Here is a 15,114-nt window from a genome sequence, read left to right as displayed (position 1 = left end):
GGTGGCGTCCGGCAATGGCAAGGGGCAGATCTTCGTGAAGGGCGAGGTCATCAAGACGGTGCCCGAGTCGAAGATCGTGGAGACCCTGATCGAAGAGGCGATGAAGATCGCCGCACAGCTGGAGGCCGCCGGCGTCCCGTCCGGAGTGCCCGACGTCACGGTGAGCTGAGGACAACCAGTTAGGGGGCCTGAGCATGACCATCCTGGAAACCATCCGAGGGCCGCGCGACCTGAAGGCGCTGACCGAGTCCGACCTCGCCGAACTGGCCGAGGAGATCAGGGAGTTCCTGGTGCACGCGGTCGCGCGGACCGGCGGACACCTCGGGCCCAACCTGGGGGTGGTGGAGCTGACCATCGCCCTGCACCGGGTCTTCGAGTCGCCCGTCGACCGCCTGGTGTGGGACACCGGCCACCAGAGCTATGTGCACAAGCTCCTGACTGGGCGTCAGGACTTTTCGAAGCTGCGCGGCAAGGGCGGTCTGTCCGGCTACCCCTCGCGCGAGGAGTCCGAGCACGACATCGTCGAGAACAGCCACGCGTCCACCGCGCTCGGCTGGGCCGACGGCCTCGCCAAGGCCCGCCGGGTCCTGGGGGAGCGGGGCCACGTCGTGGCCGTCATCGGGGACGGCGCCCTCACCGGCGGCATGGCGTGGGAGGCGCTCAACAACATCGCGGCTGCGAAGGACCAGCCGCTGATCATCGTCGTCAACGACAACGAGCGCTCCTACGCCCCCACCATCGGCGGCCTCGCCAACCACCTCGCGACCCTGCGCACCACCGACAGCTACGAGCAGGTCCTCGCCTGGGGCAAGGACGTCCTCCAGCGCACCCCCGTGGTCGGGCGGACGCTGTACGAGTCCCTGCACGGCGCCAAGAAGGGCTTCAAGGACGCCTTCGCGCCCCAGGGCATGTTCGAGGACCTCGGCCTGAAGTACGTCGGCCCCATCGACGGGCACGACATCAAGGCCGTCGAATCCGCGCTGCGCCGCGCGAAGCGCTTCCACGGCCCCGTGCTCATCCACTGCCTCACCGAGAAGGGCCGCGGCTACGAACCCGCGCTCGCCGACGAGGCCGACCGCTTCCACACCGTCGGCGTCATGGACCCCCTCACCTGCGAGCCGCTCACCCCGTCCAACGGCCCCTCGTGGACGTCCGTGTTCGGCGACGAGATCGTCCGCATCGGGGCCGAGCGCGACGACGTCGTCGCCCTCACGGCCGCCATGCTGCACCCCGTCGGGCTCACCCGGTTCGCGGAGGCCTACCCCGACCGCGTCTGGGACGTCGGCATCGCCGAGCAGCACGCGGCCGTGTCCGCCGCCGGGCTCGCCACCGGCGGCCTGCACCCCGTCGTCGCGGTCTACGCCACCTTCCTCAACCGCGCCTTCGACCAGCTCCTGATGGACGTGGCGCTGCACCGGTGCGGCGTCACCTTCGTGCTCGACCGGGCCGGCGTCACCGGCGCCGACGGCGCCTCGCACAACGGCATGTGGGACATGTCGATCCTCCAGTGCGTGCCCACGCTGCGCATCGCCGCGCCGCGCGACGCCGACCAGCTGCGCGCGCAGCTGCGCGAGGCCGTGAACGTCGACGACGCGCCGACCCTGCTGCGCTTCCCCAAGGAGTCGGTGGGTCCCGCGATCCCGGCCGTGGACCGGGTGGGCGCCATGGACGTGCTGCGCCAGGACCCGGACCCGGACGCGCTGCTCGTCGCCGTCGGCGTGATGGCACCGGTGTGCCTCCAGGCCGCCGAGCTGCTCGCGGAGCGGGGCATCGGCTGCACCGTCGTCGACCCGCGCTGGGTCAAGCCCGTCGACGCCGCCCTGCCGCCGCTCGCCGCGCGCCACCGGCTCGTCGCGGTCGTCGAGGACAACAGCCGCGCGGGCGGCGTCGGCTCGGCCGTGGCCCTCGCCCTCGACGAGGCCGACGTCGACGTTCCCGTACGCCGCTTCGGCATTCCGGAGCAGTTCCTCGCGCACGCCAAACGCGGCGAGGTCCTCGCCGACGTCGGCCTCACCCCGGTCGAGATCGCGGGGCGCGTCAGCGCGACCCTGGCCCGCCGGGACGCGGCACGGACCGGCGCGGGGGAGACGGCCGGGGGAGCAGGCCCGCAGGAGGCCGGGGCATCCGGCCCACGGACAGCCGGGGCGCCCGGCGAGGAGAACCGAGCATGACCAGCACCAGCAAGGAGTTCGACCTCGGCAGACTGCTCGCCGAGCGCGGCGGCGAGCGGTACGAGCTGCACACCCGGCACCTCAACCACCAGCTGCCGCGCATGCTGCACACCATCGGCTTCGACAAGGTCTACGAGCGCGCGGAGGGCGCCTACTTCTGGGACGCCGAAGGCCAGGACTACCTGGACATGCTCGCCGGGTTCGGCGTCATGGGCCTCGGCCGCCACCACCCGGTCGTCCGCAAGGCCCTGCACGACGTCCTCGACGCCTCCCTCGCCGACCTGACCCGCTTCGACTGCCAGCCGCTGCCAGGACTGCTCGCCGAGCGGCTGCTCGCGCACAGCCCGTACCTGGACCGCGTCTTCTTCGGCAACAGCGGGACCGAGGCCGTCGAGACCGCCCTGAAGTTCGCCCGCTACGCCACCGGCAAGCCGCGGATCCTGTACTGCGCCCACGCCTTCCACGGCCTGACCACCGGCTCCCTGTCCGTGAACGGCGAGACCGGCTTCCGCGACGGCTTCGCCCCGCTCCTGCCGGACACGGCCGTCCCCCTCGGCGACCTCGACGCGCTGCGCCGGGAGCTGAAGCGCGGCGACGTGGCCGCCCTGATCGTCGAGCCGGTCCAGGGCAAGGGCGTGCACGAGCCGCCGCCCGGCTATCTGCGCGCCGCCCAGGACCTCCTGCACCAGCACAAGGCGCTCCTGATCGCCGACGAGGTGCAGACCGGCCTCGGCAGGACCGGCGCCTTCTACGCCCACCAGCACGAGGAGGGCGTCGAGCCCGACCTGGTGTGCGTGGCCAAGGCCCTGTCCGGCGGCTACGTCCCGGTCGGCGCCACCCTCGGCAAGGACTGGATCTTCAAGAAGGTCTACTCGTCGATGGACCGCGTCCTGGTCCACTCCGCGAGCTTCGGGTCCAACGCGCAGGCCATGGCGGCCGGGCTCGCGGTCCTCGCCGTCATGGACGACGAGGGCACCGTCGCGAACGCCCGCGAGACGGGGGAGCTGCTCAGGAGCAGGCTCGCGGCGCTCGTCGACAAGTACGAGCTGCTCAGCGACGTCCGCGGCCGCGGCCTGATGATCGGCATCGAGTTCGGCAGGCCGAAGTCCCTGAAGCTGCGCAGCCGCTGGACGATGCTCCAGGCCGCCCGCAAGGGCCTGTTCGCGCAGATGGTGGTGGTGCCGCTGCTCCAGAAGCACCGGATCCTCACCCAGGTCTCCGGCGACCACCTGGAGGTCATCAAGCTCATCCCGCCGCTGATCATCGGGGAGCGGGAGGTGGACCGCTTCGTCACGGCGTTCACCGACGTCATGGACGAGGCGCACGGGGGCGGCGGGCTGATCTGGGACTTCGGCAAGACACTGGTGAAGCAGGCGATGGCGAACCGATGAGCGCCGCCTCTGACGGTCTTTGCCTCTGAGGCAACAAAATTGCCTCTCGGGTAAGGCTCTGGCTCAATCGAGGATATGAGCCCTGTCACCCCGGACGACGGTGAGGCGGCCGCCGCGCTGCCCGCCGTCGCCCCGCAACTGCGTGAGCTGCGCCGCCGCGCCGCGCTGACCCTGGAGGCCGCCGCCCGCGCCGCCGGGCTCTCGCCCGCCCACCTGTCCCGCCTTGAGACCGGTCAGCGGCAGCCGTCCCTGCCGATGCTGCTCGCACTCGCTCGTACCTACGGTACGACGGTCTCCGAGCTCCTGGGCGAGACGCCCGCCGACCGGGACGCTGTCGTGCGCGCCCCGGACATGGAGCCCACCGCCGCCGGCGGCTGGACGTACTGGCAGGCGGGCTCCCCGGGCCGGGGCATGCAGGCGCTGCGCGTGCACGTGCCGTACGGCGCGCAGGGCGACATCGTGCGCGTGCACCCCGGCGAGGAGTGGCTGTACGTCCTCCAGGGCCGCCTCCGCCTGCGCCTCGGCGACACCTCGTACACCCTCGCGCCCGGCGACAGCGCGCACTTCGACTCGCTGACGCCGCACCGGATCGCCGCCGTGGACCACGGCGGCGCCGACCTCCTGTTCGTCCACACCTTGCTGCAGAGCCCCGCCGCCGCGCTCTGCCTCGGCGGCCCTATCGAGGGAGACCGACATGACGGAATCTGAACCGCAGCAGCCCGCGCGCCGCATGTCCATGGAGGAGAAGTTCCCGCGCGCCCTGTGGGTGCGGCTGATCGTCTACGTCGCCGTGGGCCACCTGTTCGCGGGCTTCATCTACCTGCTGTTCGTCCTCGGCGGGCAGAACCAGTAGCGCCCGGGCGCGCGCCGCTTAGTCGAGGAGCCGCTCGCGCAGCCGCTCGCGCGTCACCGGCGCGAGGCCGAGCCCCTGGGTGAGGTAGGTGTCCGTGTCGCCCCACGTCTGCTCGATGGTGTCGAAGGCCGCCGCCAGATACTCGGCGCGGGCGTCGAACAGCGGGCTCAGGAGCTCCATGACCTCGGCCGACATGGCGTCCGGCGAGGTGCTGCTGCGGTGCACCTTGTAGCGGCGGTGCGCCGCGTTCGACTCCAGGTAGTCCGCCTCGATCGCCGCGCGCTCCACGCCGACGGCGAGCAGCGTGACGGCGATCGACAGGCCCGCGCGGTCCTTGCCCGCCGCACAGTGCATCAGCGCGGGCACGCTGTCCTCGGCGAGCGCGTGCAGCACCCGGCCGTGCTCGTCCGTGCGCTCCCGGATGATCGTGCGGTACGAGGACGCCATGCGGTCGGCGGCCCGGCCGTCGGACAGGACCGAGCGCAGCTGGTCCACGTCGCCGTCGCGCACCATCTTCCAGAACTCGGCGCCGTCGGCGGGGTCGGTCAGCGGCAGGTTCACGTTGCGCACGCCCGGCAGCTCCACGTCCGGGCCTTCGAGCCGCTGGTCCGCGGCGTTGCGGAAGTCGAAGACCGTGTGCAGGCCGAGCGACGAGAGGAAAGCGGCGTCGGCGGCGGTGGCGTGCGCGAGGTGCCCGCTGCGGAAGAGCACGCCGTGGCGGACCCGGCGGCCGTCGACGGTCGGAAGCCCGCCCACGTCGCGGAAGTTGCGCACACCGGCCAGCTCGGGTTCGGTCGACGGAACCTGCTGCGTCACGGGCTCTCCTCTGGGTCGGGTCTTGTCGCCGCTCGTCGGACCGGCCGGGATCGGGGCACCGCGCGGCTCGCCGCGGCATCCGTCGGCGGCCGGTGGTTGTGCCTTCGACGATACGACACGGGTTCCTGAGGCAATCAGTCGTGGCACAGCGCGCACGGGCGTTGCCCAGGTGGTCGCGCGGGCTCGAAGATGTGCGTACGCGCGCGTGCCTGTTGAGATCTGTCAGAGGACCTGTGGGGGTTTGATGATCGAGGTCGGCGAGGACGGTCGTACGTGGCTCCTCTCGGGGCCCACCAGCAGCTACGCGCTCCGCCTCACCGGCCGTGACGAGCTGCTGCACCTGCACTGGGGCCCGCGGATCGCCCTGGCCGACGCCGCGGCCCTGGCCGCCGCGCCGCTGCCGCCCGAGCGGCCCTTCGAGTCCCGCATCGACGGGCACGAGGAGTATCCCGTCGAGGGCGGCCCCCGCTTCGTGCGGCCCGCGCTCTCGGTGCGCGGCGGCGGGGTGCGGGGCACCGAGTGGCGGTTCAAGAGCGCCGCGCACGACGCGGACGAGCTCCAGCTGAACTTCACCGACCCCGTGCACCACCTCGCGGTGGTGCTCAGCTACCGGCTGCGCGGCGACGTGATCGAGCGGTACGCGGTCGTCATGCACCAGGGGCCCGCCGGATCGCCGGAGGTGGAGCTGCTGCGCGCCGACTCGGCCACCTGGACCCTGCCGCGCCGCGAGCGCTGGCGCCTGTCCCAGCTGCACGGGCGCTGGGCCGCGGAGTCGCGCCTCGTACGCTCCGACCTCACGTACGGGGAGCGGGTCATCGGCAGCCGCCGCGGCCACACCGGGCACCAGCACCTGCCCTGGGTGGCGCTCGACGCCGACGGCGCCACCGAGGAGCACGGCGAGGTCTACGGCTGCGCGCTCGCCTGGTCCGGTTCGTGGCGCGTCGCGGTGCACCAACTCCCGGACGGCGCCGTGCAGATCACCGGCGGCACCGGCCACGACGACTCCGGACAGCAGGTGCTGGAGCCCGGTACGGCGATCGTCACGCCCGTGTTCGCGGGCCTGTGGAGCGACGGCGGCTTCGGCGGGGCGAGCCGGGCCTGGCACGCCTACCAGCGCGCGCACGTCATCCCGGACGCCGACGAGGTGCGGCCCGTCCTCTACAACTCCTGGGAGGCCACCGGCTTCGACATCTCCGAGGGGCAGCAGCGGGACCTCGCGGAGCGGGCCGCCGAGCTGGGCGTCGAACTGTTCGTCGTCGACGACGCGTGGTTCGGCCGGCGCGTCGGCGACCGGGCCGGGCTCGGCGACTGGACGCCGAACCCGGAGCGGTTTCCCGGAGGCCTGAAGCCGCTCGCGGACCACGTGCACGGCCTGGGCATGCGGTTCGGGATCTGGGTGGAGCCGGAGATGGTGAACGCGGACAGCGACCTGTACCGCGCGCACCCCGACTGGGTGCAGCACCACCCGGGCCGCACCCGCACGGAGTTCCGCAACCAGCTCGTCCTCAACGTCGCGCGCAAGGACGTGCGGGAGCACCTGTGGGAGCAGCTCGACGCGCTCCTGTCCGGCGCCCCGATCGACTATGTGAAGTGGGACTTCAACCGCTGCTTCACGGACCCCGGCTGGCCCGGCGAAGCCCACCCGGAGCGCCTGTGGTCCGCCCACGTGCACGCCGTCTACGACCTGATCGACCGGCTGCGGACCGCGCACCCCTCCGTCGCCTTCGAGTCCTGCTCGGGCGGCGGCGGCCGGGTCGACCTCGGCATCATCGCGCGGACGGACCAGGTGTGGACATCGGACAACACCGACCCGGCGGACCGCCTCGCCATCCAGCACGGGTTCAGCCAGGTGCACCCCGCGCGCGTGATGGCCGCCTGGGTCACCGACAGCCCCAACACCCAGCTCAACGGGCGGGTCAGCTCGCTGCGGTTCCGGTTCGTCAGCGCCATGGCCGGAGTGCTCGGCGTCGGCGGCGACCTCACCCGGTGGAGCGCGGCGGAGCTGGCCGAGGCGCGCCGCTGGGTGGAGCTGTACAAGGAGATCAGGCCCGTCGTGCAGCTCGGCGACCTCTACCGGCTCCGCGCGCCCGGCACGGGGCTCGGCGCGGTGCAGTACGTGCGGGGCGACGAGGCCGTCGTGCTCGCCTGGCTGCGGGCGCAGGAGTACGGCGAGGAGCCCGCGCCGGTGCGGCTGCGGGGACTCGACCCCGCGGCGGCGTACGCGTGCCGGGACACCGGCGCGGTGCACCGGGGCGCGGTCCTGCTGCACCACGGCCTGCGCACCGGCCTCAGCGGGGACCTGGACGCCGCGGTGTTCCGGCTGCAACGGGTCGCGGCCCCCGCGTCGGCACCGTAGGCCGCTGTATTCCGGGTTGGTGCAATCTTGACCAATGGCTTATCTCACGCCACGTCAACCCCATATTACGGTGGCGTAGGTCACTTGACGGAAGGAAAGATGGGACGACGTGACAGCAGAGTCGACACCCATCGTCAAGAACGTACCCACAGAGACCATCTCCTCCTACGCAGCGGTCGGCGACAGCTTCACCGAGGGCGTGGGGGACCCCGGGCCCGACGGGACCTTCGTCGGCTGGGCCGACCGGCTCGCCGTGCTGCTCGACGATCTGGCACCGGAGCACACGTTCCGCTACGCGAACCTCGCGGTGCGCGGCAAACTGCTCGACCAGATCGTCGCGGACCAGGTGCCGCGGGCCAAGGAGCTGGCCCCGGACCTGGTGACGTTCGCCGCGGGCGGCAACGACATCATCCGGCCCGGCACCGACCCGGACGAGGTGGCCGAGCGCTTCGAGCGGGCCGTCGCCGACCTCTCGTCGGCCGTCGGCACCGTCGTGGTGACCACCGGCTTCGACACCCGGGGCGTGGCCCTCCTCAAGCATCTGCGCGGCAAGATCGCCACCTACAACGGCCACGTCCGCGCGGTCGCCGACCGCTACGGCTGTCCGGTGCTCGACCTGTGGTCCCTGAAGACCGTGCAGGACCGGAGAGCCTGGGACACCGACCGCCTGCACCTCTCGCCCGACGGGCACACGCGCGTGGCGCTGCGCGCGGCCCAGGTGCTCGGCATCGCCGTGCCCGCCGACCCGGACCAGGCGTGGCCGCCGCTGCCGCCGCGGGGCACCCTCGAGGAGCGCCGCGACGACATCCACTGGGCGCGCGAGCACCTGGTGCCGTGGATCGGGCGGCGGCTGCGCGGCGAGTCGTCGGGCGACCACGTGGCGGCGAAGCGGCCGGACCTGATGCCGCTGTAGGCCCCTGCCCGGTTCGGGCGGGGGTGGACCGGTGAGGTGACAGGGCGGGAGTGGCGTCCCCGCGCGCGTGCGCGCGGGTGCTGGGATGGCGGCCAGCCGTCTCCCCGCGGGGCGGCGGGCCGCCCCGCGCGGGGCGGACGACCGGCACACCGGAAGGACTCCCGCCCATGCCGTCACGCCCGTACGCGCCCGTACGCCCTCTCGCCACGGCGCTGCTCGCGCTCGCCGCCCTCGGACTCGCGGCCGTGCCCGCCGTGGCCGCGGTGCCGTCCGCCGCGGCGCCCGCCGCCGTGGCCGCGCGGAACCCCGCCACGGTGACGGTGACCGGCACCGGCTCCGCCAGCGCGGCGCCGGACCAGGCCGTGGTCAGCATGGGCGTCGAGGTGACCGCGCCGACGTCCCAGAAGGCGCTCGCCGCGCAGAACACCGCGGCGCGGGCGCTGCTCGCCGCCGCGCGCGAACAGGGCGTCGCCGAACGCGACGCCCGCACGGAGAGCCTGTCGCTTTCCGCCGTGTACAAGGACGAGGGCGGCGCGTCCAAGCTCACCGGGTACCGGGCCGCCCAGTCGTTCTCGCTGACCGTGCGCGACCTCGCCGCCACCGGCCGGGTCATCCAGGCCGCGCTGGACGCCGCCGGTGACGCGGGCCGCGTGCACGGCGTGACCTTCGACGTCGCCGACAGGCGGGAGCTGCGGGCCGAGGCCCGCGCGGCCGCGCACGACGACGCGCGCGCCAAGGCGGAGCAGTACGCGCGGCTGAGCGGCCGCCCCCTCGGCCGCCTCGTCTCGCTCAGCGAGAGCGACGGCGGCGGCCCGCGGCCGATGGCGGTGCCCGTGGAGGCCCTCACCAAGGACCAGGGCGTCCCGGTCGCACCCGGGGAGATCGAGGACCACGTGACGCTCACCGCCGTGTACGAGCTGGGCTAGCCCCCGCGGCCCGGGCCCTCAGGCCCGCAGGTCCGCCACGGACAGGCCCAGCTCCCGGGCGAGCGCCTCGTCCGTCCAGGCGCGGGCGCGGGCCCGGGACACCGCGCCGTACGCCGTCAGCTGCACGGCCAGGCCGTCGAGCAGCGCGGTGAGGCGCAGGGCCGCGCCCATCGGGTCGGGGCAGCGGAACTCGCCCGCGGCCACGCCCTGAGCGACGACCTCGGCGAGCGCCGCCTTCCAGCGCTGGTCGAGGTCGCGCGTCACCTCCCGCAGGGCGGGCTCGCGCACGGCCGCGGCCCAGCCCTCGATCCACAGCCGCCAGCCCTTGGCCTGCCCCGTCGGCGCGTACCAGCGCACGGCGGCCCGCAGCCGGCGCAGCGCGGACGTACGGCGGCGCAGCAGCTTCTCCAGACGGGCCAGGTCGCCCTCGGCGGCGTGCGCGAACGCGGCCGCGACCAGCTCGTCCTTGGTCGAGAAGTGGTACAGCACGAGCGCGTTGCTCACCCCGAGCGAGGCCGCCACGTCGGCGATGCGCACGGCCGCCACGCCCCGCGCCTCGATCTGCTCGACGGTGGCGGTCAGCAGCTCCACCCGCCGCTCCGCCACGCTCAGCCGCACCCTCGTCACGCCCCGACCCTACCCAGCGGGTGTGGTGCGCCCCCGGCGGACGTGGGCGGGCGCGCCCCCGCCGAAGCGCTCGGCGATCTCCGGCAGCCGGTCGGCCGCCAGGGCGTGGGCGGCGGCCCGGGGCGTGCTGCCGTCGCGCTCCGCGCGCGTGAGCAGCTGCCCGACCAGCGCGCGCAGGGCGCGGCGCGTGTACGCGAAGGCCTCGTCGGCCTTGTCGGCGGGCTCCCCGATGTCGCCGAACAGGGTCCACCACCACCAGGCGTTCGTGCCGGAGTTCACGACGACGTCCGGGAGGACGGTGACGCCGCGCGCGGCGAGCAGCCGCTCCGCCTCCGGGAGCACCGGCATGTTCGCGGCCTCGGCGATCCAGCGCGCCGTGACCCGCTCCTGGTTCGACGCGTCGATCGCGTACGACACGGCGGCGGGCACCAGGACCTCCACGTCGGCGGCCAGCCAGGCGTCGCCCGGCAGCTCGCGGTCGCCGGGGCGCAGCGCGGCGCGGTCGACGGTGCCGTACGCGTCGCGCGCGCCGAGCAGCGCCTCCACGTCCAGGCCCGCGGGGTTGGCGATGGTGCCCTTGACGTCGGCGACGGCCACCACCGTGAGCCCCGCGCGCGTGAGGAAGCGCGCGGTGGCGCCGCCCATCGTGCCGAGGCCCTGCACCGCCACGCGCGCGTGATGGTGGTCCGTGCCCGCCGCGTCCAGGGCGGTCAGGACGGACTCGGCGACGCCGCAGCCGCCGACGAGCGCGTCGAGGCCGATCCCGTCGACCTCGACGGCGAAGGCGGCCGCGAGCCGCCGCCGCGCCGCGGCCGCGTCGTCGAGCAGCGGGTAGGCGGCCTGCACGGTGGAGGTCAGGCCCGCGTCGGCGGCGGCCCGGTCGATGACCTCCTGGGTCAGGCCGAGGTCCTCGCCGGTGTTCCAGAAGGCCTCGACGTACGGCCGCATCGCCCGCAGGTAGCGCACCAGCAGGCCGTACGCCTCGGGGGAGCGCGGGTCGCAGTCGATGCCGCCCTTGGCGCCGCCGAGCGGGACGTACCGCGCCGCCGGGTCGTAGTGCAGGGCCTCCTTCATGGTCATGCCGCGGGCGAGTCCGGTGACCTCCTGGAGGGTGCAGCCCGGCCGCATCCGCAGGCCGCCGCTGCACACGCCGCGCACCAGGCGGTCGACGACCAGGAAGCCCTGACGGCCGGTGACGTGATCGGTCCACGTCAGCGAGATGAGGGGCTCGGGCGGCACGGGCATGCGGACTCCTGTACGGACTGCTGCTGTACTGGCTACTGACTGATCATTCAGTAGCCAGTACAGCACGCAGGACCGCGCCGGTCACAGGGTGTCGCGCGCCCCGCCCGCGGGCGCCCCGCGCAGGTCGCAGGAGTCCTTGAAGCCCTGACTGGTCAGGCCCATCGCGGAGTTGAAGCGCGAGCGCAGGTTCTCCACCGCCACGATCATCGTCAGCTCGACGAACGCGGCCTCGCCGAGCCGCTGCACCAGCCGCCCGGCCAGCTCGTCGTCGACCTCCGGCGGGTTCGCGGTCATCGCCTCCGCGTACGCCATGACGTCGCGCTCCAGGGGCGTGTACGCGTCGCTCTCGCGCCACAGCGGCACGCCGTGCAGCTTGCGCGGGTCCATGCCGAGCCGGTGGCCCTCCCAGTAGCCGAAGTCCATGCACCAGGAGCAGCCGATCGAGGCCGCCGACGCCATCACCGCGAGCTCCTTCAGGCCCGCGTCCAGCTTGTTCCACTTGGCCACGGACTGCTCGAAGCGGAGGTACGACCACAGGACGCGGCGGTGGTGGGCCATCGCCTTGCCCGGGTCCAGGACCTTGCCGTAGGCACGCTTCGAGTACCGCTCCATGATCCGGAAGAACAGGCTGCGGGGCGGGGTGAGCGAGATGCGGGCCATGGGGCCACCTCCACGTCGTACGCGGCGTCCTTCGCCGTAGTACCGATGTGACGGACCGGGGGTGCGCGGATGTGACATCGGGATCCCGCGCGGCGGTCCGCGCGCGGTCTGCCCGGTCTGCGTGGTCCGTGGGGGCCGTGGGGGCCGTGGGGGCCGTGGGGGCCGTGTGAACCGGCCCCGGCGGTCGTTGTCAGCGGTGGCGCACATAATGGGGAGGCCTGAGCAGCCCTGTTTCTGGAGGTGCGCCGTGTCCCGGTCCCTGAGCCCCCTGCTCCGCTCCCTGCGCACGCCCGCGTTCGGCGCGGATCCGGCCGGTGACCGGCTCGCCCGCATCCGCAGATCGCCGAATTTCGCGAACGGCTCGTTCCAGAACCCGGTCGGGGCGCGCACCCGCCCCTCCGGCTCCGCCCTGGAGTTCGCGAAGGTCTACTTCCGCCGCGAGGAGCGGTCCCGGCGCGCCCCCGCGGGCCACGTTCCGGTGCACGCCACGACCCTCGCGGACCTCGCCAAGCCCCCGGCGAGCGGCCTGCGGCTCACCTGGATGGGGCACTCCAGCGTCCTCGCCGAGATCGACGGGCGCCGGGTGCTCTTCGACCCCGTGTGGGGCGAGCGCTGCTCGCCCTTCGCCTTCGTCGGGCCCAAGCGCCTGCACCCGGTGCCCCTGCCGCTGGCCGCGCTCGGCCCGGTCGACGCGGTCGTCATCTCGCACGACCACTACGACCACCTGGACCTGCCCAGCATCAAGGCCCTCGCGGGCACGGACACGGTGTTCGCGGTGCCGCTCGGCGTCGGCGCGCACCTGGAGCACTGGGGCGTGCCCGCGGACCGGCTGCGCGAGCTCGACTGGCACGAGTCCACGGACGTCGCGGACCTGACCCTGACGGCGACCCCCGCCCGGCACTTCTGCGGCCGGGGGCTGCGCAACCAGCAGCACACGCTGTGGGCGTCCTGGAGCGTCACGGGCCCCGAGCACCGCGTCTTCCACAGCGGTGACACCGGGTACTTCCCGGGCTTCGCGGACATCGGCGCCGCCTACGGCCCGTTCGACGCCACCATGATCCAGATCGGTGCGTACTCCGAGTTCTGGCCCGACATCCACATGCGGCCCGAGGAGGGCGTGCGCGCCCACCTCGACCTCCAGGGCGGGCGGCCGCACGGCGTGCTGCTCCCGATCCACTGGGGCACGTTCAACCTCGCGCCGCACGCCTGGTCGGAGCCCGGCGAGGAGACGCTCGCCGCCGCGCGCGCCGCGGGTGCCCCGGTGGCGCTGCCCATCCCCGGCGAGCCGTTCGAGCCGACGTCCGGCGCGGTGCCCGACGCCCCGTGGTGGCGCGCGGTCGCCGTCGCGCCGGAAGGCGGCTGGAGCGACCACGGGCCGCGCCCGGCCCTCGACGCGGCGGACCAGGAGACCGCGCCCGTCGGCTGACGCCGGGCCCCGGGGGGCGGGCCGCTCCGAAGGGGGCGCGCCCCCGGCCCGCGCCCCCACCGGGAACTGACGTCCGACGCACACTTTGTACGGCACACATCCCCGCGCTCGCGCTGACGTACGACACATTTCGTCCTCTCGTACGACGCGTCATACCAGAGCGGGACGCTGCCCACCGGACTTTGGCAACTGCCCACCGCACGTGATGTCGTGACGACTACCGTGTGTGGCCGTCGGGCGACGCAGGGATGACATCAGGGATGACATCTTCGGCCTGCCGGCCGGCACCGCGATGCCATCGACGAGGTGCCGCAGCGGACCGCTGCGGCACGCGTCGCTACGTACCGAGGACGCTGATGTCTCACCTTCGCGCACCGGCAGCACGCGCAGACCGCCGTGAGGGCGGACGGCACGGACGCTCCGGGAGCCGCGCCGCGCCGCCGCCGCCCGAGACGCGCATACGGCTCCAGCTGATGCGCATCGCCGTGCTGCCGGCCGTCGCCGTCGGGCTGTGCGGCTGCGCGGCCGTGCTCTTCATGATCCGCGCCGCCGGGGCCCGGCCGCAGCCGCCGCTGCTCGCCCTGCTCGGCGCCGCCGCCGGGCTCGGCGTCCTCGGCATCGTCATCGCGGCGGTGGCCGCCGACCGGGCCGCGCGGTCCGTGCGCGACCGCGTCGTCGCGCTGCGCCGCGCCACCGCGCGCGGCCAGGCCGACCTGCGCGAGGTCGTCGAGCGGCTGCGCCACGGCGACAGCCCGGCGGTGCGCGAGCCCGGCGCGCGCCCCGCGCCGGCCAAGGACGAGTTCGGCCTGCTCGCCGACGAGCTGGCCCGCGCCCACGAGGGCGCCCTCACCGCCGTCGTCCAGGCGTCCCGGCTCTCCGGCCGGGCGGGCAGCGAGCAGAAGGTCGAGGTCTTCGTGAACCTCGCCCGGCGCCTGCAGTCGCTCGTCCACCGCGAGATCTCGCTCCTGGACGAGCTGGAGAACTCCGTCGAGGACCCCGAACTCCTCAAGGGCCTCTTCCACATCGACCACCTGGCCACCCGCATCCGGCGGCACGCCGAGAACCTCGCCGTGCTCGGCGGCGCCGTCTCGCGCCGCCAGTGGAGCAGGCCCGTGTCCATGACGGAGGTGCTCCGCTCGTCCATCGCCGAGGTCGAGCAGTACTCGCGGGTCAAGCTGGTGCCGCCCGTCGACGGCACGCTGCGCGGCCACGCCGTCGCCGACGTCATCCACCTGCTCGCCGAACTCGTCGAGAACGCCACGGTGTTCTCCGCGCCGCACACCCAAGTCCTGCTGCGCGCGGGCCGGGTGACGTCCGGCCTCGCCGTCGAGGTCGAGGACCGCGGCCTCGGCATGCCCGTCGCCGAGCAGACCAGGATGAACCAGCTCCTCGCCGACCCCGACCAGGTCAACGTCGCGAGCCTCCTCCAGGACGGCCGCATCGGCCTGTTCGTCGTCGCCGCCCTCGCCCGCCGCCACGGCATCGCGGTGCGCCTCCAGACCAACATCTACGGCGGCGTGCAGGCCGTCCTGATCCTGCCCCAGGGGCTGCTCGGCGCCGAACCGGACGCCACGCCCGCCCCCCGCGGCGCCACCTCCACCACCCACTCCGCCCTGGGGACCGGCCCCGGCGGCACCCGCGAGACGACCGCCGCGCCCACCCCGCGCCCGGCCGCCGCGGCCCCCGAGCAGTCGCCCCACCCGCCGTACCGGGACGGCACCACCCCGGCC

The 15,114-nt window shown here is 74.0% G+C and carries 13 protein-coding genes and 1 pseudogene; 10 read left to right on the top strand and 4 right to left on the bottom strand.

All coding sequences use genetic code 11. The features are described from left to right. From IG74_RS0141800 to IG74_RS46775, 5 genes and pseudogenes are all read left to right on the top strand, one after another. A pseudogene (locus tag IG74_RS0141800) lies at positions 1–169 on the top strand (4-hydroxy-3-methylbut-2-en-1-yl diphosphate synthase); the annotation flags it as partial. A gap of 25 nt (positions 170–194) precedes the next feature. Then, the gene (gene dxs / locus IG74_RS0141795) at positions 195–2,171 is read left to right on the top strand and encodes a 1-deoxy-D-xylulose-5-phosphate synthase (RefSeq protein WP_030688428.1); all 1,977 of its coding nucleotides are present in this window, start codon (positions 195–197) and stop codon (positions 2,169–2,171) included. Further along, positions 2,168–3,562, top strand: coding sequence for an aspartate aminotransferase family protein (locus IG74_RS0141790; protein WP_030688425.1), 1,395 nt, complete (start codon positions 2,168–2,170; stop codon positions 3,560–3,562). Before dxs ends, IG74_RS0141790 begins: the two co-directional genes overlap by 4 nt. Positions 3,563–3,637: 75 nt before the next feature. Beyond that, a complete protein-coding gene (locus tag IG74_RS0141785) occupies positions 3,638–4,270 on the top strand; it encodes a helix-turn-helix domain-containing protein (RefSeq protein WP_030688424.1) in 633 nt (210 codons plus the stop codon). Between the two features lie 28 nt (positions 4,271–4,298). After that, positions 4,299–4,415: a DUF6126 family protein gene (locus IG74_RS46775; RefSeq protein WP_037827059.1), complete on the top strand. Its 117-nt coding sequence runs from the start codon at positions 4,299–4,301 to the stop codon at positions 4,413–4,415. Positions 4,416–4,433: 18 nt separating this feature from the next. On the opposite strand, the gene IG74_RS0141775 is transcribed toward IG74_RS46775, so the two are convergent. Continuing rightward, positions 4,434–5,231, bottom strand: coding sequence for a tyrosine-protein phosphatase (locus tag IG74_RS0141775; protein ID WP_030688423.1), 798 nt, complete (start codon positions 5,229–5,231; stop codon positions 4,434–4,436). Between the two features lie 244 nt (positions 5,232–5,475). Here IG74_RS0141775 and IG74_RS0141770 point away from each other — a divergent pair, with 244 nt between their 5' ends. From IG74_RS0141770 to IG74_RS0141760, 3 genes are all read left to right on the top strand, one after another. Then, a complete protein-coding gene (locus tag IG74_RS0141770) occupies positions 5,476–7,587 on the top strand; it encodes an alpha-galactosidase (RefSeq protein ID WP_030688422.1) in 2,112 nt (703 codons plus the stop codon). Positions 7,588–7,696: 109 nt separating this feature from the next. Further along, positions 7,697–8,500 (top strand): SGNH/GDSL hydrolase family protein, encoded by an 804-nt coding sequence (locus tag IG74_RS0141765; RefSeq protein WP_078869531.1) that lies wholly within the window; start codon positions 7,697–7,699, stop codon positions 8,498–8,500. Positions 8,501–8,667: 167 nt separating this feature from the next. Further along, on the top strand, positions 8,668–9,426 hold the full coding sequence (locus IG74_RS0141760) for an SIMPL domain-containing protein (RefSeq protein WP_030688419.1): 759 nt from the start codon (positions 8,668–8,670) through the stop codon (positions 9,424–9,426). Positions 9,427–9,444: 18 nt separating this feature from the next. Here IG74_RS0141760 and IG74_RS0141755 read toward each other — a convergent pair whose 3' ends face one another. The 3 genes from IG74_RS0141755 to IG74_RS0141745 all read right to left on the bottom strand — a co-directional run bounded on the left by IG74_RS0141755 (position 9,445) and on the right by IG74_RS0141745 (position 11,958). After that, positions 9,445–10,053 (bottom strand): TetR/AcrR family transcriptional regulator, encoded by a 609-nt coding sequence (locus IG74_RS0141755; protein WP_030688417.1) that lies wholly within the window; start codon positions 10,051–10,053, stop codon positions 9,445–9,447. A 9-nt stretch (positions 10,054–10,062) separates the two neighbouring features. Beyond that, entirely contained in the window at positions 10,063–11,298 is a 1,236-nt protein-coding gene (locus IG74_RS0141750) for a Glu/Leu/Phe/Val dehydrogenase dimerization domain-containing protein (protein WP_051856527.1), read from the bottom strand. A gap of 81 nt (positions 11,299–11,379) precedes the next feature. Continuing rightward, the gene (locus IG74_RS0141745) at positions 11,380–11,958 is read right to left on the bottom strand and encodes a carboxymuconolactone decarboxylase family protein (protein WP_030688413.1); all 579 of its coding nucleotides are present in this window, start codon (positions 11,956–11,958) and stop codon (positions 11,380–11,382) included. A gap of 247 nt (positions 11,959–12,205) precedes the next feature. On the opposite strand from IG74_RS0141745, the gene IG74_RS0141740 reads away from it, so the two are divergent. Both IG74_RS0141740 and IG74_RS0141735 read left to right on the top strand, forming a co-directional pair. Beyond that, positions 12,206–13,384 (top strand): MBL fold metallo-hydrolase, encoded by a 1,179-nt coding sequence (locus IG74_RS0141740; protein ID WP_030688412.1) that lies wholly within the window; start codon positions 12,206–12,208, stop codon positions 13,382–13,384. Positions 13,385–13,857: 473 nt separating this feature from the next. Then, a partial coding sequence (locus IG74_RS0141735; protein WP_420710035.1) for a sensor histidine kinase occupies positions 13,858–15,114 on the top strand: 1,257 nt, incomplete at its 3' end.

Source organism: Streptomyces sp. NRRL B-1347 (genome assembly GCF_000720325.1).
Lineage (GTDB): Bacteria > Actinomycetota > Actinomycetes > Streptomycetales > Streptomycetaceae > Streptomyces.
This window is presented reverse-complemented; position numbering and strand designations above follow the sequence as displayed.